The organism is Myxococcales bacterium (genome assembly GCA_022184915.1).
In the GTDB taxonomy this organism is placed as follows: domain Bacteria; phylum Myxococcota_A; class Polyangia; order Fen-1088; family Fen-1088; genus JAGTJU01.
The window spans coordinates 785,959-806,376 of sequence record JAGTJU010000004.1 but is presented as its reverse complement, the minus strand read 5'-3'; the positions used below and the strand labels follow the sequence as shown (position 1 = coordinate 806,376).

The 20,418-nt window shown below is 66.6% G+C and carries 15 protein-coding genes and 1 pseudogene; 11 read left to right on the top strand and 5 right to left on the bottom strand.

Annotation, left to right across the window (positions count from 1 at the left end; genetic code table 11):
• Both KA712_18485 and treZ read left to right on the top strand, forming a co-directional pair.
• On the top strand, nucleotides 1-1,021 hold a 1,021-nt coding region (locus tag KA712_18485), incomplete at its 5' end, for a malto-oligosyltrehalose synthase (GenBank protein MCG5054956.1).
• On the top strand, nucleotides 1,018-2,910 hold the full coding sequence (treZ, locus tag KA712_18480; GenBank protein MCG5054955.1) for a malto-oligosyltrehalose trehalohydrolase: 1,893 nt from the start codon (nucleotides 1,018-1,020) through the stop codon (nucleotides 2,908-2,910). The genes KA712_18485 and treZ, both read left to right, overlap by 4 nt.
• Before the next feature lie 47 nt (nucleotides 2,911-2,957).
• Here the strand turns inward: treZ and KA712_18475 are convergent, their stop codons facing one another.
• Nucleotides 2,958-3,842 (bottom strand): aspartoacylase, encoded by an 885-nt coding sequence (locus KA712_18475; protein MCG5054954.1) that lies wholly within the window; start codon nucleotides 3,840-3,842, stop codon nucleotides 2,958-2,960.
• A 147-nt stretch (nucleotides 3,843-3,989) separates the two neighbouring features.
• Here KA712_18475 and KA712_18470 point away from each other — a divergent pair, with 147 nt between their 5' ends.
• Nucleotides 3,990-5,282, top strand: a complete 1,293-nt coding sequence (locus KA712_18470; GenBank protein MCG5054953.1) for an alpha/beta hydrolase — start codon at nucleotides 3,990-3,992, stop codon at nucleotides 5,280-5,282.
• A 22-nt stretch (nucleotides 5,283-5,304) separates the two neighbouring features.
• Here the strand turns inward: KA712_18470 and KA712_18465 are convergent, their stop codons facing one another.
• Nucleotides 5,305-5,790 carry a MerC domain-containing protein gene (locus tag KA712_18465; protein MCG5054952.1) on the bottom strand — a complete coding sequence of 162 codons (486 nt, stop codon included), beginning with the start codon at nucleotides 5,788-5,790 and terminating at the stop codon, nucleotides 5,305-5,307.
• A gap of 439 nt (nucleotides 5,791-6,229) precedes the next feature.
• Here KA712_18465 and KA712_18460 point away from each other — a divergent pair, with 439 nt between their 5' ends.
• Genes KA712_18460 through KA712_18450 form a run of 3 tightly spaced genes read left to right on the top strand, consistent with a single transcriptional unit; the run spans nucleotide 6,230 to nucleotide 10,634 of the window.
• A complete protein-coding gene (locus KA712_18460) occupies nucleotides 6,230-7,444 on the top strand; it encodes a carboxypeptidase regulatory-like domain-containing protein (protein ID MCG5054951.1) in 1,215 nt (404 codons plus the stop codon).
• A gap of 44 nt (nucleotides 7,445-7,488) precedes the next feature.
• The gene (locus tag KA712_18455) at nucleotides 7,489-8,985 is read left to right on the top strand and encodes a FecR family protein (protein ID MCG5054950.1); all 1,497 of its coding nucleotides are present in this window, start codon (nucleotides 7,489-7,491) and stop codon (nucleotides 8,983-8,985) included.
• Nucleotides 8,982-10,634 carry a protein kinase gene (locus KA712_18450; protein ID MCG5054949.1) on the top strand — a complete coding sequence of 551 codons (1,653 nt, stop codon included), beginning with the start codon at nucleotides 8,982-8,984 and terminating at the stop codon, nucleotides 10,632-10,634. The genes KA712_18455 and KA712_18450 overlap by 4 nt, the downstream gene beginning before the upstream one ends.
• Here KA712_18450 and KA712_18445 read toward each other — a convergent pair.
• Together KA712_18445 and KA712_18440 are read right to left on the bottom strand one after the other, a co-directional pair.
• Nucleotides 10,631-11,713: a UDP-N-acetylmuramate dehydrogenase gene (locus KA712_18445; protein MCG5054948.1), complete on the bottom strand. Its 1,083-nt coding sequence runs from the start codon at nucleotides 11,711-11,713 to the stop codon at nucleotides 10,631-10,633. The two genes, KA712_18450 and KA712_18445, sit on opposite strands and share 4 nt — an antisense overlap.
• Nucleotides 11,714-11,788: 75 nt before the next feature.
• On the bottom strand, nucleotides 11,789-12,982 hold the full coding sequence (locus KA712_18440; GenBank protein ID MCG5054947.1) for a PAS domain-containing protein: 1,194 nt from the start codon (nucleotides 12,980-12,982) through the stop codon (nucleotides 11,789-11,791).
• Nucleotides 12,983-13,183: 201 nt separating this feature from the next.
• On the opposite strand from KA712_18440, the gene KA712_18435 reads away from it, so the two are divergent.
• Complete coding sequence (locus KA712_18435; protein ID MCG5054946.1) at nucleotides 13,184-14,254, top strand: branched-chain amino acid aminotransferase; 1,071 nt, start codon at nucleotides 13,184-13,186, stop codon at nucleotides 14,252-14,254.
• 46 nt (nucleotides 14,255-14,300) lie between these two features.
• Here the strand turns inward: KA712_18435 and KA712_18430 are convergent, their stop codons facing one another.
• Entirely contained in the window at nucleotides 14,301-15,488 is a 1,188-nt protein-coding gene (locus KA712_18430; protein MCG5054945.1) for a hypothetical protein, read from the bottom strand.
• A gap of 58 nt (nucleotides 15,489-15,546) precedes the next feature.
• Between KA712_18430 and KA712_18425 the strand changes: the two are divergent.
• From KA712_18425 to KA712_18410, 4 genes and pseudogenes are all read left to right on the top strand, one after another.
• Nucleotides 15,547-16,517, top strand: a pseudogene (locus KA712_18425) (ABC transporter ATP-binding protein).
• Complete coding sequence (locus KA712_18420; GenBank protein MCG5054944.1) at nucleotides 16,514-17,239, top strand: ABC transporter permease; 726 nt, start codon at nucleotides 16,514-16,516, stop codon at nucleotides 17,237-17,239. The pseudogene KA712_18425 and the gene KA712_18420 overlap by 4 nt, the downstream one beginning before the upstream one ends.
• Entirely contained in the window at nucleotides 17,230-19,191 is a 1,962-nt protein-coding gene (locus KA712_18415; GenBank protein MCG5054943.1) for a GldG family protein, read from the top strand. Before KA712_18420 ends, KA712_18415 begins: the two co-directional genes overlap by 10 nt.
• Nucleotides 19,188-20,285: a DUF4340 domain-containing protein gene (locus KA712_18410; protein ID MCG5054942.1), complete on the top strand. Its 1,098-nt coding sequence runs from the start codon at nucleotides 19,188-19,190 to the stop codon at nucleotides 20,283-20,285. Before KA712_18415 ends, KA712_18410 begins: the two co-directional genes overlap by 4 nt.
• Nucleotides 20,286-20,418: the final 133 nt, after the last annotated feature.

Sequence of the window (20,418 nt, the reverse complement as noted above, 5' to 3'; positions counted from 1 at the left end):
GGACACCCGGCTGAGGATCGCCGTGCTCTCGGAGATGCCGGGCGCCTGGCGCCGCACCGTGGAACGCTGGTACGCCCTCAACGAGCGCTTCGCCTCCGCGTTGCCGGGCGGGCGCGCCCCGAGCCGACACGAGGAATACCTGTTTTACCAAACCCTCGTCGGCACCTGGCCGATAGGTGGCCTACCCTCCGCTCCCGATTATGTCGCGCGCATCAGCGGCTACATGGAGAAGGCCCTGAAGGAGGCCAAGCAACACACCAGCTGGATCTCCCCGAACGAAGCTCACGACCAGGCCGTGAAGGCCTTCGTTGCCGCGGCACTGGACCCTGCACGCAATGCGGACTTTCTCACTGACCTCGAGCGCTTCGTGCGCAAGCCCCAGTGGGCGGGCTACTGGAACGGGCTCGTTCAGACCCTGCTCAAGGTCACCTCGCCCGGCGTTCCGGACATCTATCAGGGAACCGAGTTTTGGGACTTGAGCCTGGTCGATCCCGACAACCGGCGCCTGGTCGACTACGGGCAACGTCGCCGTGCGCTTGCGTCGCTGAACAAGCGGTTCGAGGCGTCTCCAACGCAGGCCGTGGTGCGCCTGGTTCGTCGCCCGCACGACGGACACGTCAAACTCTGGGTCTTGCACCGCGCACTGGCTCTCAGGAAAAGACTCCCTCAGGTGTTCACACGGGGACTCTACGTGCCCCTCGCGGTCTCGGGCGCTCGCGCCGATCAGGTCATTGCCTTCGCGCGCGTGGTCGAGGGCAAAGCCGTCCTCACCGTGGTGGGCCGGTTCTGGACCCGCTTCGGAGCCAACTTTCGTCAGCCGCTCGGGTCCGCGTGGGGGAACACGGTGCTCACCTTTCCACCCAACGGTTCGCCGCGTCCTTGGCGGAACATCCTGACGAACGAGACCTTGACCGTCTCGAGCGAAGGCACCCTGCCGCTCTCCCAGGTCCTGGCCTCACTGCCCGTGGCGCTCCTGGAATCCGATGGGGACACCCAAAACATCAGGGAGGAAGCACGATGAACCAGGTCCCAGATTCGCAGCCCCAGCGCAACGCCAGTATCCCGTTCGAGCTCGAGCTGGGCGCCACCCCCGGCCCCTCCGGAACCACCTTTCGGGTGTGGGCGCCCCACGCGCAGCGGGCCTTCGTCGTGCTGACACAGCCAAACGAGCGCATTCCGATGAGTCCGGAGCCCCTGGGGTACTGGAGCGCCACGGTGGCGGACGCGGGCGCTGGCACGGACTATCGGTTTGTACTCGACGACGGCGAGCCCCATCCCGACCCCGTCTCGCGCTTTCAGCCCGACGGGGTGCACGGCCCGAGCCGTGTGGTGGACCCCCGCGCTTTTGCCTGGTCGGATCGCGATTTTCGCGGCGTTCGTCTCGATGACTACGTCATCTACGAGCTGCATGTGGGCACCTTCACGCCCGAAGGCACCTTCGACGCCGCGATCGGCAAGCTCTCGTACCTGCACGACCTGGGCGTAACGGCGGTCGAACTCATGCCCGTGGCGCAATTCCCGGGGACCCGAAATTGGGGTTACGACGGGGCATATCTGTTTGCGCCGCAAAACTCGTATGGAGGCCCCGAGGGTCTCAAGCGGCTCGTGAACGCCTGCCACGAGCAGGGGCTCGCCTGCGTGATGGACGTCGTCTACAACCACCTCGGTCCCGAGGGCAACTACCTCGGTGTCTACGGTCCGTACTTCACCTCGAAGTACCTAACCCCCTGGGGCGCGGCGCTCAACTTCGATGGCCCCGACAGCGATCCCGTGCGTCGCTTTTTTCTCGACAATGCGCGTATGTGGCTTTGCGAGTACCACATCGATGCCCTCCGCCTGGATGCCATACACGGGATCTTCGACTTTTCGGCACGCCACATTCTTAGCGAGCTGTCGGACGTCTGCACCTCGCAGGCGCGTTTTCAGGGCCGGCCCCTTTTTCTCATCGCCGAGAGCGACCTCAACGACGTGCGCATCATCGCGTCCAAAGCCGAGGGCGGGTACGCGATCGACGCCCAATGGAGCGACGATTTTCACCACGCGCTGTGGACCAGCCTCGGTGGCCCTCGGCAAGGGTATTTCGAGGATTTCGGGCGCATCGCCGACCTGGCTCATGCCTTCCGGGAGGCCTTCGTCTACAACGGCCGCTACGCCCCTCACCGTCGTCGACGCCATGGCAACAGCGCCGCAGAGCGGCCTGGGCACAAATTCGTGGTCTACAGCCAGAATCACGACCAAATCGCGAACGGGTCACAGGGTGCCCGTATGTCGACCCGCCTTGGCCCCGAACGAGAACGACTCGCGGCCACGCTGCTCTTGACGGGGCCGAACCTTCCCATGCTCTTCATGGGTCAAGAGTACGGAGAGACCCGCCCCTTTGCCTACTTCGTCAGTCACGGCGATCCGCAACTCAGCGAGGCCGTGCGAAAGGGGCGCAAGGACGAGTTTGACTTCTTCGGCTTCGATCAGGACTTCGCCGACCCCACGCAACCCGAGACCTTCGAGGCCTGCAGGCTCGACTGGGAGAAGCTTCATCACCCGGCGCATGCGCCGACTTTGGCTCTCTTCAAAGACCTGATGGCCTTGCGGGAAAAGCACGCCCTGATCAAGAGCGGCGAGCAGCAAGCGATTCATGTCGAAAGTGACGAGACCACCCGTTGGCTGAGCGTGCTCCGGCGCAACCTGGTTTGCGACGAGTGGGTGGCCATCCTCGCAAACTTCTCTGCGGTGCAGGTCTCCGTACCGCTGCTCGCCCCCAACGATCCCGCGGTGGTCTTGCTTGCGAGCGACGAGCCCATTTACGGCGGTGAAGGCATGTCGCGAGAAGCTCGACCCGTCATGGGCCCCAGTCTCGACCGCATCGTGCAGCTGTCTCCGTGGTCGGCGGTGGTCCTTGGCCCTGGGCGGTGAGCAGCCTGGTGGTCGCTGCCCGGCGGGCTCCGAAAGCGTGCACGCCCTCACATGGTATCTGGCACCCGAACGGTCTCCTGCCGCATCAAATACATCGCCATCTTCTTGTCGTAGTAGGCCGCCTCGTTGACGAAGCCGGCCATCACGGGTTCGGGGCCGTCGAAGGGAATCTCCCGGCCATCGAAGCCAACGAACACGGGAGCGCCGGGCTCGAGCACCGGATAGGCCTGGTCCAACAAACGGGGATGCACCATCGCATTGATGTTGCCGTCCGCGTCCGTGGGTAAGTACAAGGCTTTGGTGTAGTGGAACACCTCGAGCGTCGACGGCAAGTCCGTGGCGCGACCGGGATCCGCGAGGAAGTCGAGCACGGTCATGACCACCCGTTCGGTCCGATCCAGAAGATCGGCGCGCAAGCAGCCCTGCGGAACCGGCCCCATTTCCACGAGCACGTTGCCCTGGGCGATCGAGTTCAGGAAGTACTGATCTTCCACCAACTCGTCCTCGGAGGTGACGACGGTCTCGGGAAACCTCTGTTTCACGTAAGCCGCTAGACGCAGGTGAAACCCGTCGAGATGCGTGAACACCAGGTTCGTTCCCATCGGGCTCGTGGCCGAGTGCATGTCGATGATGAAGTCCACCCGCGCGTTGCCCTTCGGTCCGAGCTGCCGGTTGATGTGCTGAGCGAGCATGGACTCGTAGCTTGCGGGGTTCGGCTGGGCGAGACGGGCGTGCGAGAAGCAGCGGTTCAGATCCTCGTCGACGTAACGACGGCAGGCGGCAAAGGCCTTGGGGTTCGCCAGCACGAGCTCGAGGCTGAGCCCCGGACGCTGCAACCTCGACGGGTCTGCCTGCCACTTTTTGACGAGATAGGCCCCCGTAAACTCGTTCCCGTGCGTCCCCCCTACCAGGGCCACCGTGCGCACCTTCATGATCGCTGACTCCTTTCGTGTTGGAAAAAGCGCAGGAGCCCGAGGTGATCCCGTCCACATTCACGGCCCTGCGAACGGCTCCTAAGCGCCTGTGTGGGGTTGGAGTAGGTCGGGCGGCCGTGCGATAAGCGAAGCGAAGTCGTCTTCATGCTCCTGCCCTTCGCTGCATCTTGCCCCCGCTTCCCGCCTCGCATCCAGACCGTCTCTGGCACGAGGAAACTCCGTTCCACCCTTGCGGCCCTGGTGACGGGCACCGCCTGGCTCGTCTCCGCCTGTGCAAACACCCCCGGGCCACGACAGACCACCCTACCCGCGGCCCTCTCTTCAGACCACGAAAAAACCTTCCCGCTGTGGAAAGGCCCCGCGCCAGGTGCGGAAGGAGATGCGCTCACCGACGTGCCCACGCTCACGGTATACCTGCCCAGGCCCGACCGAGCCAATGGCGCTGCGGTGGTCGTGAATCCGGGAGGCGGCTACTGGGTTTTGGCCGCGGATCACGAGGGTGTGCAAGCCGCCCGGTGGCTCAACCGCGAAGGCATGGCGGCCTTCGTGCTGCGCTACCGCAAGCAGCCGGTGTACGACGCAGAGACCTCGATCGCAGACGGCCAGCGCGCGCTGCGGTGGGTGCGCGCCCACGCCCGGCAGTACGGAATCTCGCCCGGCCGGATCGGGATGATGGGCTTTTCGGCCGGGGGCAACCTGGCCTCGGCCGTCGCCACAGACCCCGAGGCGGCGGATCCCGCCGCAGCGGACCCAATCGATCGGCAAAGCTCTCGCCCGGATTTTTTGCTCTTGGTCTACCCGGCGATCTCGCACGCATTCGGCGAATCCCAGGCCTACGGCCGTTCGACCGAGCGCTTCGTGGACGAGACGACGCCCCCCACCTTCACGGTGACGACCCATGAAGACCACCTGAGTCCGCTGCACAGCGTCCGGTTTTACGAGCGACTTCTTGCGATCGGCGTGTCTGCCGAGCTGCATATCTTCGCATTCGGACCTCACGGCACTGGAGTTGCCGCCGGGGATCCCGACCTTGGTGTTTGGCGTACTTTGGCGATCCAGTGGATGCGGCGCTCGGGCCTGTTCACGGAAGGCCGTCGGCAGGCACTCCGCGGGCGGGTGTTCGTGGGCGGGATCCCTCTCGCCCACGGATGGGTCACGTTTCACCCTGAGGACCCCAAGGCTCCCCTCGTGGCGGCCTACATTTCCGCAGGGAAGGAAGGCCACTTCGAGGTCGACCCGAAGCAGGGCCCGGTCCCGGGACGCTACCGGGCGGAAGTCACCGTGCTGTCGACCACGGACAGTGACGTGAAGACGGGAAAGACCTCGCTTCGGGACGCGGTCAGTGCGACGCGACCGGAGGGAGGACGCGGCGCCCTGTGGTTGGATTTGCCGACCGCACGCGGCGCAGACCTCACGCTGCGGTTGGCGGCACCCTGAGGGCCCTTAGGAGGCAGAGCGTTCAGTGCGCGTGGCCGTGCGCTTCGGCCTGATGATTCGGGCACGTCCGGCACAAACGTGCGCTCAGCCAGTGGGCGCCGGCGATGGCGAGGCCCCCAGCGATCGTGAGCGGCACACCCAAGGGGTGCTCATCGCCCAACCATCTGCCCATCAGCAAGAGGCCCACCGCCCCCGCGAACGCCATGACGGCTCGCAGGGCGCCGTGCCTCTTGAACCCCCACAGGGCACTGCCCGTGGCAAGCACCACGACAGCGCCCACCAACCAGGCCTCCGTGCGCTCTTCGGAGAGGAAGCTCAATCCGAGCAAGGGGAGAATGCCCACCAACAGCGGCGTAAGCGCACAATGAACGGCACAGGCTAGACTCAAGCCTGCACCGAGGCGCGCCATCCAGCCCTCGCGGCGGCGAACTTCGTGACGGTGTCCCCGGACCTTGCCGAGGGGCGCGTCCGGGCCGGCTGCGGTCCGGCTGGTGTTGGCATCCGCCATGGTCAGGCTCACATGTCTTCCGCGGGGTGAGGTCATTTACAACCCCGCCCCGCGATCCTCAAGGGGAACCTCCGCCTTCCTGACCTACTCATCGAGAGCTTGGATGTTCGGGTTGGCCACGAGGATGCGTCACGGCCCCCTCTTCCTGGGCTCGAAGCTTGCGCACGAACCGCCCATGACCGGATCCGCCAAGGAAAACAACCCAGATGGCCAGGCGGCGGGCGCTTCAAGATTTGGCGCGAACTGACGAAAGGTGCAGAGGCAACCGAGGTGACGCTCGGGCGACGTCATGTGCGAGAAGGGTTGTGAAAAGAGGCCAGGAGGCCGCGGCTCTCGGCGCGGTCCCCGAGCAGCCCTGGGGCTTTGGAGCCTCTTTTCCACCAGCGCCGTGGTACAGGCGGGCGAAGCGACCGACGGGCGCGGCGACGCGGAAACGACCGTGCCCCGCACAGGACCAGGGTACACGGATTCGGCCCAGCCGGGCTTGATGCGGCTTGGCCTGCCGGGGCTCTCGCGGCCTGGAACCTGGGCGGTGTCGGCCACCTCCGGATACGGATTCACTGAAGCGCAGCCCACCGATGACGGCGCGCACCACCGGCTCACGGGCTCAGTGGCCGTGGCCCACGCGCCCCTTCGCGGCCTGGAGCTCTCGCTGCGTCTGGCGGGAAGAATGGACAGGCACCCCCGAGACTCCCAGGGGCCGGATAGCAGCTACGTGGGTGAGCCGCGCCTGGCTCTGCGCTACGGACGCGCCCGATACGACGGCGCACTCGGCGGCGAGCTTGCCCTTCGCGTGCCGGGAGAACAAGCGCCCTCATTGTCCCTGGGCGCCAGCGTCTTCAGCGCCCGGGCGCTCGCCGCCCGCTTCGTGGGGGCATGGACTTTCGCGGGAATGGCCGGGCTCCGGCTGGACCGCAGCGCCGAAGCCAAACCTGACCTGACGCGCACCCGGCCCGGGGACCGCTTGGCCCTCGGGCTCGCGGACTTCAACGCGGCCCTGTTGGGCGTTGGGCTGTCGCGTCGCGTGGGCGACACGGACCTGCTCCTGGAAGCGTCGGCGGACCTGCTGTGGGGAGGAGGGGCGCCCTCGCTGGCCCAGTCTCCGATGCGTTTCGGGGCCGGCGTGCGCCGCACCTTGGGCCGGGCCTGGCAGATCTTCGCGTTGGTGGAGGTGTCCCCCAGCCGCCGCCCAGGGCTAGCCCCCGAAGACCCTCTCATCCCGGTCGAGCCACGGGTGGCGGGACGCGTCGGCTTGGCGTTCGACTTCGGGGCCGCGCCCGCTCCTGCGCGGACGCCCTCGCCTCCAGGCGAAGCGCCTGCGGGGCCCGAGCGGCCCGTCTCTGCTGCGCCAGAACCGCCTTTCGCTCCCAACGAGGAGGCAGCGGATCCGCCCCCAGTGCCCGCAGGGCAGCTACGTGGGCTCATCCGCTCCTTCAAGGGCCAAGGGTTGCGTGCCACGGTGGTGGTCGCGCCGCTCGGGAGCGAGGCCAAAACAGACGCGGACGGCGCCTTCGCGCTCGACGTTCCCCCCGGCGTCTACCAGGTCGAAATCACGGCTTTGGGGTATCGACCGCAGCGCCGCGAGGTCAGGATCGAAGAAAACGGCGTCACTATCCTGAACGCGGACTTGCGACGCGTACGGGGGAGGCGGTGAGGCACCGGCCGGCCGAAACCTCGGGGCTTGCGAGATGCCGGGGCGTGGTCGTGTTGGTCCTCGCGTTGACGGTGCCGCTCGGATGCCGCGGTTGCAGCGACGAGACCGTCCTCGCGCGCCTGCACACCATGAGCGGCCACGTCACCCGAGACTTCGACCGCGCCCGAAGCGATTGGCAGGCCGCGGCGCCGGGCGCCACCTTCCGCATGGGAGACGGGATCAAGTCGGACGCGGATGGTCAGGCTCGGTTGAGCTTGGCCGACGGCTCCGTATTGACGGTGCGGCCGCACACGCGGCTTCGCTTTTTGCCTGGCCGGCCCGAAGAGCGCACCTTGCACGTGGAGCTGGGCGAGGTCTTGTTCGAGGCGCACGCCGGATCACGCCTGCGTTCGGCCGTGGGGCTCGCCCTCATCGAGGCAGGCTCGCAGGTGGTGATTCGCAGCGTGGGATCAAAGACGCACTACGAGGTCGTGGTGGGCCTCGCGCGGTTCCAGCACGAAGGCACCGTCACGAACGTCACGGCCACGGCGGGGCAGAAGATCACCGTGGACCTTCAAGCCGCCGAGCTAGAGCCACCGCCACCAGCGATCCTTGCCCCCGAACCCGAACCGGTCCCAGCGCCTGCCGAGCTCCCCGTGGCGGGTGGGGGCGGCGTGGAACGGCCCGGCGGTGATACCGTCGTCGTGGTGCCGGGCGGCAGTCTGCTGGTGCGTTCCACGGCGGATTTCGAGGTCGAAGCAGGAGGTTCGTTCGTCGTGCACGATCCGGCGCCGCCTTCTGCCGTGAAGGTGTCCTTCGGCCACTTGTGCCCTGAAGGCGGGCGCCTGCGCCTCGGCCCCCGCCGCCTTTCCGATCCCAGCCTCAGCGAGCCTGGGTCCGCCTTGGCGGTGATGGGCCCAGGGACCCATCGATACGCCGTGGTCTGCGGGAGCCAGGGGCGGCCTGTTGCCCAGGGAAACATCCAAGTGCTTCGCGATCCGGGCACGTCCGAATTGCCCCGGCTCCCGCCCGCCACCCAGCTCGATACCGACGGGCGCCGCTACACCATCCTGTACCAAAACCACTTGCCCGAGGTTCGGGTCACATGGCCAGACGCTCCCAGCGCTGAACGTTACGAGCTGCAGCTCACCGGGGAGCGCCTCGCAAAAACCCTCCCCACCCCGCGGCCCGCGTATGTATTCAAGCCCGCTACGTTGCCCGAAGGCACCTTTGCGCTGGTCTTCGCGGTCGCCGGTGAGGGGGCCGCGCGTTCAGCGGAGACGGCCCTCACGATTCGCTTCGACAACGCCGCGCCCACGGCCGTCGTGCGTGCGCCCCGCGATCGGCGCTTCAAGGCCGGGCAGCCCGTGGAGGTGGAGGGGATCGCGCTGCCCGGTTGGCAGGTCTCGTCGAGGGGTGAGCCTCTGGCGCTCGACCCGCAACATCGTTTTTCGGGCACCGTAACCTTGGGACCACCATGGCGCGCGATCGCGATTCGGTTCGAGCATCGCGAGCGCGGCGTTCACTACTACCTGCGCCGCCCGGCCGGGAGGCCGAGGTGAAAGCTCTCGTGGACCCCATGCTCGGCCGTGCGGTGCTGAGCCGCTACCGGGTGGTGCGCGTGCTGGCCCACGGCGGCATGGGTGTGCTGTATCTGGGCCGCACCGAAGGGGCAGCCGGCTTTTCACGCCCCGTGGTCATCAAGCGCATCCTGCCCCATCTCGTCGAGAACCCGCGCATGGCGGGTCTCTTCGTGCGTGAGGCGCGCATCCTTTCGGAGCTTCAGCACCCCGGCATCGTCAACATCCTGGACTTCGGAGAGGAAGACGGGGCGTACGTGATGGTGCTCGAGTTCGTGAAGGGCTACGACCTCGGCCTGTGGCACCGCTTCCTGCGCGAGACCGGCGGCCTCTTCACCGGCGACGTGGCCCTCCAAGTGCTCATCAAGGTCCTCGACGCCCTTCACCACGCCCATACCTTCGTGCGCCCCGATGGCCACGCCCTGGGCATCGTGCACAGAGACGTCTCACCTGGCAACGTGCTGCTCGACACCGACGGTCACGTGAAGCTGCTCGATTTCGGCATCGCGCGCTTCTCGGACGACGCCGGCGAGTACCGCACGCGCGAGGGTGAATTCAAGGGGAAGGCCGCGTACACCGCTCCGGAGATCTTCCGGGGCGCGCCTGCCTCGGTGCAAAGCGACGTGTTCGCCGCCGGCGTCGTGCTGTACAAGATCCTGGCGGGCTTCAATCCCTTCGAGGGAGAAACCTCCATGCAGACGGTCAAGCGGATCGCCGAAATGGAGCCCAGCCCGGTGTCACTCGTCCGCACGGACCTTCGGCGTGAGCTGGATCCCGTGCTTGCCCGCGCGCTTGCCAAGGAGCCCTCACAACGTTACCGCTCGGCCGCCGAGTTTGCGGAGGCCCTGCGGAGGTGCCGCCGCCAGGGCGACGAGGCCGCCCAGGCACGCTTGGTAGCGGACATTCAGCGGGACTTCTTGGGGGATATGCCGGGCGTGATGGGCAGCGAGCCGCTCCCGACGCTCGACGCCGCTTGGCGAGCGCCCAACACCCAAGAGCTGCGCGCGCTGGTCGACACGAACGAAACGGGTCTGCCAACGCCCACGCCTTCCTCCCCGTCTCCGGAGACCCCGCCTCGCAAGGTCGCCGTGATGACCCTGGCGGGACTGACCCTCGGGCTAGTGGTGGCGGCAGGGGCCTTCGGCTTCCTCTCGCGGCCGTCCGCGCGCACACAGGCCCCGGCCTCGTTCGTGGTCATAGAAAAAGCGCCGGAGCTCCCCGCTCCGGTCCCAGCCGAAGCACCGCCGGAGGAGGAACGGGCTTTACCCTCGCCCTCGCTGGACCAGCCCGAAAAGGGCGCCTCCGAGCGCAAGCGGAGCGGGGTGCAGAGGCCAACGACCCCGAACCCCAGGGCGCTCACGAGCGCGTTCCGCAAGCAGCAGGGCAAGATCGAACGCTGTTTCCAGACGCATGCCGCCCTCGTCGAGGGGGCGCCCGAGATCGCCGTGGCGTTCAACGTTTCGGCCGAGGGGCGTGTGGCCTCTGCCACCGTGGTGCCCGAAAACCTCACGGACACCCCGCTTGGCACCTGCCTGCTCGGGATCGCCCGAACCACGAACTTCGGTGTGCAAAGCGCCCCCCTGGCCTTTCGCATTCCGCTGCGGGCCCGCCAAGCTGCGGACGAGCGTTAGAACCCGACGTTTATGAAGATGGGCTCTGGCTCGAGACGAACGCCGAACCGTTCCTCCACGCCCTGCTGGATCCGGCGCGCAAGCGCCACGAGCGCGCGGGTCGTGCCTCCCCCGTGGTGCACCAGCGCGAGCGCGTGCGCTGAAGACAGTCCCACGGCGCCCCAACGTTCCCCGCGCGCAAACCCGGCCCGCTCGATCAGCCAGCCCGCAGCCAGTTTCACCCGCCCCCCTTCGAGGGGCCACGACGGCACCTGATCCGGTGCGGGCACCAATCCGACAGCCACGGCCTTCTGCCTCACGGCATCCGCAGTGGCCGCGTCTACCACGGGATTGACGAAGAACGACCCCGCGCTCTGCGTGTTCGGATCCTTCGCATCGAGCACCATGGATTTTTTACGCCGAAGCGCCACCACGGTCTGCCGGACACGGGCCAGGCTGGGCAGAGGCTCGTCCGCAAGCGCGCGCGCAAGCTCGGCGTAGCGGAGGCTCGGCAAGCCCCCAGGGCGCAGACCGAACACGACCTCGAGCACCACGAAACGGGTGGGTTCCCGCCGCAGAAGGCTGTCACGGTACGCAAAGTCCAGCGCGCGCGCGTCCAACCAGCGTACCGCCAGGGTCTCGCGATCGAGCACACGCACCCGCAGGAGGGTCTCGGCAACCTCTTGGCCGTAGGCACCTACGTTCTGCACGGGCGTGGCGCCCACGAGGCCCGGGATCCCCGCCAGGCATTCGAGCCCTGCCCATCCCTCCGTCGTCACGAAGTCGACGAAGGCATCCCAGGGTTCCCCCGCGGCGGCGCTGACCTCGATGCCCTCGGCCGTCGTGCGGCTCGCGATGCCCCGGGTGGCCACCTGCAAGGCCAACCCGCCGAAGCCCTCGTCGCCAATCACCAGATTCGAGCCCCCCCCGAAGACGAGCACGGGAAGCCCTGCGTTTCGCGCCCAGTCTAGCCCACGCGCAAGGGCCGCGTCGGTGGTCGCACGGAGGAAGACGTCAGCCGGGCCGCCGAGTCTCAAGGTGGTGAGCGGAGCCAAGGAAACGCCTTGTACGAGCGGAAGGGCTGGTGGGGGCGCAAACAAAGCCGCCACAGCGTACAGCACGCCAGCGCCGGGTGCCCGGTATCGGGCGCCTGGAACGCGGAGGCCCCGATCGCCTCAGGCCGACCCGGGGGGCACCTGGCCTTTGCCCTGGGCCCCCAAGGGGTAGCGTGCGTCGAGGCAGTGGTCACAAAGCCCGTGGCTGACCTGAGCCTCGGTGTGCTCCTTGACGTACCGTTCGAAGGGCTTCCAGGCCCCGTCTTCGCCCCGAATGTTCCCGCAGTGCATGCAGATGGGAAGGAGCCCCTTGAGGCGCCGCACCTCCGTGCGGGCTCTTTCGAGTTCTTCGACCTTGGCCTTGAGCGACGCCTCCATGCGGCGGCTGGCCGTGACGTCGCGGAGCAAACCCACGACGATCCGGTCTCCGGTGCGTAGCCGAGGCGCAGCCACTTTCAGCGAAACCACCCGATGTTCCCCATCGAGCCCCGTGAACGCAACGTCACGCTCGCTCGGACGCTCGGTTGCCATCGCCAACGCCTCGAAGCGCTCCAGGGCCGCCACGACCTCGGGCGCCGTAAACGTCGAGGCCGCGCCCTCCTCCGACTGGCCTCCATGGAGACTGCGATCGAAGGCGTCGTTGGTGAGGTGCCAGCCCCCGTCCGCGGCGCGCGCGAAGACGGGGTCGGGGAGCACGTCGACCAGGTTTTTGAAGAAGAGGCCCACCCTCTCGAGCTGCCGCCGCCCCGACAGGGCCAGCTTGTTCGCCCGCCACGCCCCGGCCGTGGTCACGGCCATCAGCGCCAGCGTGCCCACGACGAGTTCGAGCCGCAGGGCCCGGTCGAAGCCCCCGTCGAGGGCGACCACTCCGGACGCAGCCGTGACCACGAGGCCGTACAACGCCGTGGCGCGCAGCGAGACCAGGAGGGGCCCCAGCGCCCCCAGCAGGACGAAGTGCGCCAGAAGGTAGGCGGGGCTCAACTGGTTGCGCGTCGTAAGCCAAAGATGGTGGAAGGTTCCGAGGTAGATGGAGCCGGCCACGAAGAGGTCCAGCTGCCGCCGCAGCGGCGCCCAGAACGACAAGGCCACCAGGGTCAAGCACACCATGCCGACGACGGCGCGCTCGACGAAGGGATCGTCGCCCTGGGGCATCATGACGCGCGCCAGGGGGTGCCAAGCCACGTAGGCGCACACGCCCAGGCAGATGAGGGCCCGGGTGGCCCACGACGCCTCGTCGTCGTCGGCGTGCAGAAACGCCACGAGCCGTCGCGCGAGGGTCCGCGTGAGTTCGGAGGGGACGTCGAGCCGGCTCATACGGTCGTTGCAGGTATCGGCAGATGCACCACCGCACCGTAGCTGCTGGGCGCGTGCGGCTCGTCGGTTGCGGGGGCGCCCCGCCACCGAAACGCGAACCGAGACGAGGGGAAAGAACGCCCAAAAACCGAGGCGCTCGCTCCCCGCCTGCGCGACAATGCGTTAAACTCGCCCTTCCCTTTCTGATCCCAGAGGAGTCGCATGTCGTCCGTCAGCTTTCCCGTTCAACGCACCACCACGCCTCGCGCGCGCAAACCCGACGCCGCGTTGAAGTTCGGCACCGTCTTCGCGGACCACATGCTGCAACTCGACTATCACGAGGGGAAGGGATGGCACGACGGGCGGATCGTCCCCTACGGGCCGCTGGCCTTCGATCCCGCTGCCGCCGGCCTCCACTACGGGCAAGCCCTCTTCGACGGTATCAAGGCGTACCGAGGCGACGACGGCAAAATTCGCATCTTCCGGCTCGATCGCCACAGCGCGCGTCTTTGTGAAGGTGCTGAACGTCTGAACATGCCGCGGATCGAGCCCGCCCTGGTGGCGGAGGCCGTCAAGGCCCTCGTGCGCGCCGACGAAGACTGGATCCCGTCGTCTCCCGGCACCGCCCTCTACATCCGGCCCACGATCGTGGCCAGCGAACCCTTTTTGGGCGTGCGACCCGCGAAGGAGTACTTGTTCTTCATCATCACCTCTCCCGTGGGGGCCTATTACGCGGAAGGATTCGGCCCGGTCAGCATCCGGATCGAAGACCACTACGTGCGGGCGGCGCCGGGGGGCCTGGGAGCGGTCAAGGCGGCGGCCAACTACGTCGCGAGTTTGAAAGCCGCCGAGGACGCCAAAGCAGCCGGCTTCTCCCAGGTGCTTTGGACCGACGCCATCGAACACACGGCGCTCGAAGAGGTGGGTACCATGAACCTCTTCGTCCGTATCGGAGACGAGGTGGCCACCCCCGCGCTCACGGGCACCATCCTTTCGGGTGTCACCCGGGCCAGCGTCATCCACCTGCTGCGCCAATGGGGCCTGGCCGTGAACGAACGCCGGATCACCGTCGAGGAACTGCTGGCGGCCCAACGCAAAGGGCAGCTGGTCGAAGTCTTCGGCTGCGGTACGGGCGCCGTGATCTCGCCGGTGGGCGAGCTTGGCTGGAAGGACCAGCGGTTCGCCGTGAGCGACGGCAAGCCGGGAGAGCTGTCACAGCGCCTCTTCAAGGCGATTACCGACATTCAATACGGGCGCACCCCGGATCCCGACAACTGGATCACGGTGCTGTAGGCCGGGCGTCCCTGCGAGCGTTCGGACCACGCGCCGGGTCGTCGTCTCAACGGCACGAGCCTGGCGTCTCGCAGGGCGCACAGCCGTAACGAATCTCAACGCCGGCCACCTGAAGTCGCTCGAGGCGCCGGCAGGGAGCCCCGTAGACCTCGAGCACACGCCCCGCGTTGCCCTCGAGCCAGTTCCAGCCGTCCGTACGGTTGGCATCGAAGGGGACCTCGGACATGTCGAAGAACAACGAAACATTGTTGGGGTCCGGGGCCTCCTGGCTGATCGCCATCGTGCACGAGGGTTGGACCAACGCCCCGAAGATCCGCTGCAACGCCAACTCGAGTTCGCGCGGGGTCCTTGCCGAATAGAACGAGGGGCCTCCGTCTGCCGCCTCTCGGGCTGCACCCCCGGCGCGCGCCAGGTCCTCGAGGCAACTCGGCGCCCCCTGGATGCCCAGCTCGAGGTCGGTCCCAATTCCCAGCACGATCACCTTTATGCCTAGCGCCCGCAGACCGCGAACCGCCGCGAGAGCGTCGACACACGGACCTTCCAAGCGCTGCCCCGACCGGATCACCTCCTGCCCCAACACGCCCGTAACCAAGCAGCTCGGTTGCCCATCGGTCGAAAGCAGAACATATCGCTCGGCCCCCGCGGGCGGCCGGGCCGCGAAGAAACTCCCCGCCGTCGACAACGCCTGCGCGGTAGGTGTGTTCCCGTCCACCGGCGAGGCAGCTTCGATCGCCGCCGCCACGGCGGCTGCCGTGAACGAGGCCGGAGCCACCTGGGGCTCATCCACGCAGCAGACAGAGGGCTGGCCGCACCCGCCGGGCCTGGGGAACGACTGAAAGCCGAAGCGAATGCGGTCGTGGTAGGCCCAAAGCCACTCCTCGAGCAACTGGCTCTCCACCTCGATGCGGGAGCTGTTCCCGAAGGCCTGGGACATCGACCCCGAGCGATCGAAGAGCAAGAGCATATCGACCGCCTTCGGCGCAAAGGACAGCGGCTGGGTGGCGCGGCCGCAGACCTCGGGGGCCCTGCTCCCGAAGTCGGGGGGGGCGATGCGAGTGGCGTCAGCCTGCTGCGTGCCGAGGGACCGGTCGCCATCGGCGCCGCAGGCCGACGTGACCGCGAGGGCGGCCAGGCACACCACAGCCCCCGCACGCTTCGAAAAGACGGATTCCCCGCGCGTCTGGAGGTCCCGGCGGGAATAAACGAGGCAGCGGCTTGGTTGGGCAAACCACAAGGTGCAACAGGAGTATAGAGCCTGGCGCCATTCTAGGTTATAAGGTCACGGCTTTCCCATGATTCAAGTCCGCGGATTGACGAAGTATTACGGGGAGCACGCTGCGATTCGCGACCTCGATTTCGACATCGAAACCGGTGAGGTCGTGGGATTTCTGGGTCTCAACGGGGCTGGCAAGAGCACCACGTTGAAGATTTTGAGCTGCGTGCTGTTGCCAACATCGGGTCGCGTTACGGTCGACGGCCGGAGCGCCATCGACGACGCCCACGAGGTGCGAGGTCGAATCGGTTTCCTGCCGGATACGCCGCCTCTCTACAACGAAATGACGGTGGGCCGCTATTTGTCGTTCGCGGCCCAGCTCCGGGGGATCTCTGCCTCCGAGGCCCCGAAGCGGGTGGCCGAGGCCGAAGAAAAAACCGCCCTGCAGGAGGTGCACGACGAACTCATCAGCGCGCTGTCGCACGGTTATCGTCAGCGCGTCGGGTTGGCTCAGGCCCTCGTGCATCGGCCCTCCCTGTTGATTCTCGACGAACCCACGAGCGGGCTAGATCCCGTTCAGATCGTCGAAATGCGGAACCTCATCAAGGCGCTCCGCGGGGAACACACCCTGCTCATCTCCAGCCACTTTTTGGCCGAGATCAGCCAGACTTGCGACCGCCCTGTTGGTGATTCAGCAAGGCGAGATCGTTGCGCAGGGCTCGGAAAACGATTTGGCGAACCTCATGGAGCGCGCAGGCGAATCGGAGATTACGGTGCGCGGTGACTCTGCCGCGCGCCGCTCAGATCCTCGAGCAGGTTCACAAGGTCACGAAGGTGCAGAAGCTTGCGGAGGTCGGCACCGAAGTCACGTTCCGCGTGAGCGCTCCTCTCGACCTGCGCGCGGACCTGGCTCGCGCCATCGTGGGAGGCGGGCTCGACCTCTTGCAGATGGGGCGCGCGTCCTCGCGGCTCGAATCGGTGTTCCTCGAGCTGACGGCTGACCGCAACACCCCCGCGGACGGCCGTACGACGGGAGACGTGGCATCATGAACAATGTGAAACTGGTGGCGCTGAGGGAACTCGGCGCGTATTTCCGCGCGATGAGCGGCTACGTGATCGCCGGGGTGTACCTGCTCTCCGTGGGCATCCTCTTTCACGCCTTCGCCATGGGCGACGGCGAACGCCGCTCTGCGGAGGTCTTGTACGGCTTCTTCTTTTACTCCAGCGGGGCTAGCATGATCTGTAGCGTCGCCCTTTCGATGCGGCTCGTGGCGGAGGAGAAGCAAACGGGGACCATCGTTTTGCTTGCGTCATCGCCCGTGCGTGACCGCGACATCATCCTGGGCAAGTACCTCGGTGCTCTCGCCTTCCTGTGGCTGCTGATTTTGGGCACGCTCTACCTGCCGTTGATGATCCTGGTCAACGGGAAGATCTCGTTCGGACACCTCGTTGCGGGGTACCTGGGCCTGATGCTGCTGAGTGGCACCACGCTGGCGATCGGAACCTTCGGGTCGGCGTTGGGCAAGAATCAGGTCATGGCCGTGATCATCTCCACGGTATTGGTGGCCATCATGTTGGTGGCCTGGATCTTGGCCAGGGTTACGGAGCGTCCCTTCAACGAATTCTTCGTTTCCATCGCGCTTTTCCACAAACACTTCACCCCGTTCGCCAAGGGGGTCATTCATTTGCGTGACGTGGTCTATTACTTCGCGGTGATTTATTTCGCGCTCTTTGCGGCCACGCGCGTTTTGGAGGCTCGACGATGGCGCTAACTTCGAAGACGAACCATGCGGCCACGCCGCTGCCCTCCCTCGTGTACGGGCTGGGGCTCCTCACGGTCTTCGTGGGGCAGAGGATTCTCGTGAGCGGAGGCGCTTCGACGGGCGCCACCGTCTTTGGCGTGGTGTTGGTCGGGGCGGCGGTGGCCTGGCAGCTCGCCGTTAGCCGTCGACGCCCCGCCGCCGAGCGTGGCCCCGAACGGGCCCTGTTGGCCCTCTACGGGCTGGGCACGCTCGCCCTCTTCGCGTTTTTCCTCTCCTCCGACGTCTACTTCCACCTGACGGGTCATACTCTCGCAAAGACCTGGCCCCGCCTCGCCGCCGTGTTCGGCACCTTGTGGCCCGCGTGCATGGTGCTTGGCACCTTGCCGGTCGTGTTCGTGGAGCTGTCTTTGGCGGGCATGGCCAGGGCCCCCGTTCGCGACCTCGCGCGCGTGCGGGCCGCCATGACATCGGGTCTGGGCATCGGCTTCGCTTTGGTGTTCGTGTTTTCCTTCGCCTACGTCGCGTCGGAGCGTGACATCAAGAAGGACCTCTCCTACTTTCGCGTCGCCAAAGCGGCGGAGAGCACTCTCGCCATCGTGGGCGCCCTCGATAAACCCGTCCAGGTTTACCTCTTCTTCCCCCCTGCCAACGACGTTCACGAGGAGGTGGAAAGCTACTTCGAGGACCTGAAGGCGAAGTCGAACCTGCTGAGCGTCGAGACTCACGATCAGGCCCTAAACCCCGCAAAAGCAAGGGAACTCGGGGTCAGCGGCAACGGCATCATCGTCATCGGCCGCGACAAGGTGCGCGAGCAGATCGCCGTGCCGCTCGAGCTCGAACGCGGACGCGACCAGCTCCGCCGCCTCGACGAAGAGGTGAACAAACGCCTCCTTGGGGTAACGCGGCCGCCGCGCATCGCCTATATCACACAGGGCCACGGGGAGCGTTCACCCAGCACGATCGGCGACACGGATCGCCGGGCCACGATTGGCCTCATCCGGGGCTTGTTGATGGACCAGGGGTACGAGGTGCGGGATCTCGGCATGGCTGAAGGGTTGGCGTCGGGCGTGCCCGCCGATGCCACCATCGTGCTGGTCGTGGGCCCCAAGGAAGCCTTCCTTCCCGAAGAGGCCACCGCGATCGAGCGGTACGTCGACCGCAAAGGGCGGTTGCTCTTGGCCCTCGATCCCGAGTCCGGCATGGGCTTCGAGAATCTGCTCGACCCGCTGGGGCTCAAGTTCACGCCCGCGACCCTGGCTCATGACCAGATCTTCGCCACGCGCACCTTCCAAACCTCCGATCGCGTGAACGTGATCACGGCGAACTTTTCCTCGCACGCGTCGGTCACCACGTTGTCCCGCTACGGAAAGCGTCTGCCCGTGGTGTTTCCCACCTCGGGACACCTCGACAACATCTCGGAGAGCCCGGGGGGGCTAACGAACCGACGGTTTACCATCCACGCCGACAACAAGACGTGGAACGACGTCGACGGAAACTTCGAGTTCGACAGCGGAACCGAAGTGCGCAAGGCCTACGAGCTGACCGCCGTCGTCACCAAGCGGACGGCGAGCGCGGTGCTTCCGGAAGAAGAGGGGCGTGTGGTGGTGCTGGCCGATTCCGACGCCCTTACCGACGTCGCCGTGCGCAACCAGGGCAACGCGGCCCTGTTCCTCGACGCCGTACGTTGGTTGGGCGGTGAAGAGCGAACGGCCGGTCGGATCAACAACGAGGAGGACGTCGCCATCGTCCACACCCGCAAGCAAGACTTGGCCTGGTTCTACGGCTCCGTGGTCTTGGCCCCGGCATTCGTCGTCGCCTTCGGCCTCGCTTTCACCCGCCGCGGCCGAAGAGCGCGTCTCCGCAAACCGCTCGAACCCAAACCAGCGACCAGGACGGTCCCGAAGACCGAAGCCACCACGCAATCGCCCGTCTCGGGTGACAACCAGGAGAAGCCCCAGTGACCCGTCGTGCCGCCACCATCCAAGGCCTATTGGCCCTGGCCGGCCTCGTGGCCGCCTACCTGACCTGGCAACGCGAACCGTCTTTGGAGAGCGGTCAGGCCTACGTGCTCGACATCACGAAGAGTGAGCTGCAAACGGTTCGCTATGAGGAACTCGATCGCGTGGCGCCCAGCAAAGCGCCAGACGACAAGACCGCGACGCCGCCACCCGAGATCAAGGTGCGCGACTGGGTCGAGCTCAGCAGCACGACGCTGGACGATGGGCGTGCCGTCTGGGTGCGCCTTGCGGGTCGCGGCGGCGCAAGCGTCGACCTTCCCTCCGGACACCCCGTGGTTCAAACGGCCATTCCCGAGCGGACGGTCAGGGGCAACGACGGCGCCGACAAGCTCTGGACGCTCTTTGCGCCCCTCAAGGCCTCCCGTGCGCTGGGTGTACTCGATGCCGACAAGCTCAAGGATCTGGGCCTGGCCGAACCCAAAAAGCGGGTGACGGTCACCTACAAGGGCATCACGAAGACCTTCGACCTGGCGCCTCCACCGCCCGGCGGCACGGAGCCCTACGTGCGCGACGTGGAAGACGGACAGGTGTACATCGTGGCCCGCCAGATCCTCACGGATTTTCAGGCGGCACGATCGAATCTAGTAGAGCGAAAGCTCCACGCCTTCGCGCTGCAGGACATCGACAAGCTGGTGATCACGGCGAATGGCAAAAAGAAGGAGTTCCAGTTCCGCCGCTTCGAGAACCGTCCGGGTGGTGATCTGCTCCCTGCGGAGACCCCCGACAAGCCGGATCAAACGGCGGGAAACTGGCACGACCGGGTGTTTGCTTTGTTTCCTGCGGATGTGTTGGGAAAGGACGAAAAGCCCGCAAGCGGCGAGCCCACGGTGGTCGTTCGCGTAGAGTACTTTTACCGCGGCAAACCGTTGGGGCACCTCGACCTGGCTCGTGTGGGGGCCTCGAGCGCTGGGTCTGAAGGCAGCACGCCAACCGGTGAGGTGTTGGCCCGCAGCGAGTACAGCGCAGGCTGGATGACCCTCGCCGTGGACGCTCAGGCCTTGGTGGCCGAGGGCGAGAGCCTCTTCGGCGGCAGCTGAGAGGCCCGCCGGGCCCGCAGGCGCCCCCCTCGCCCGCTGGCCTTTGAGTTGGAAACACATCCGAAGCACGGGACCTCTCGTTCGAGACAGGTCTTGTCAAACCCGGAAGAACGCGTCAGGACTTCTTGCGGGC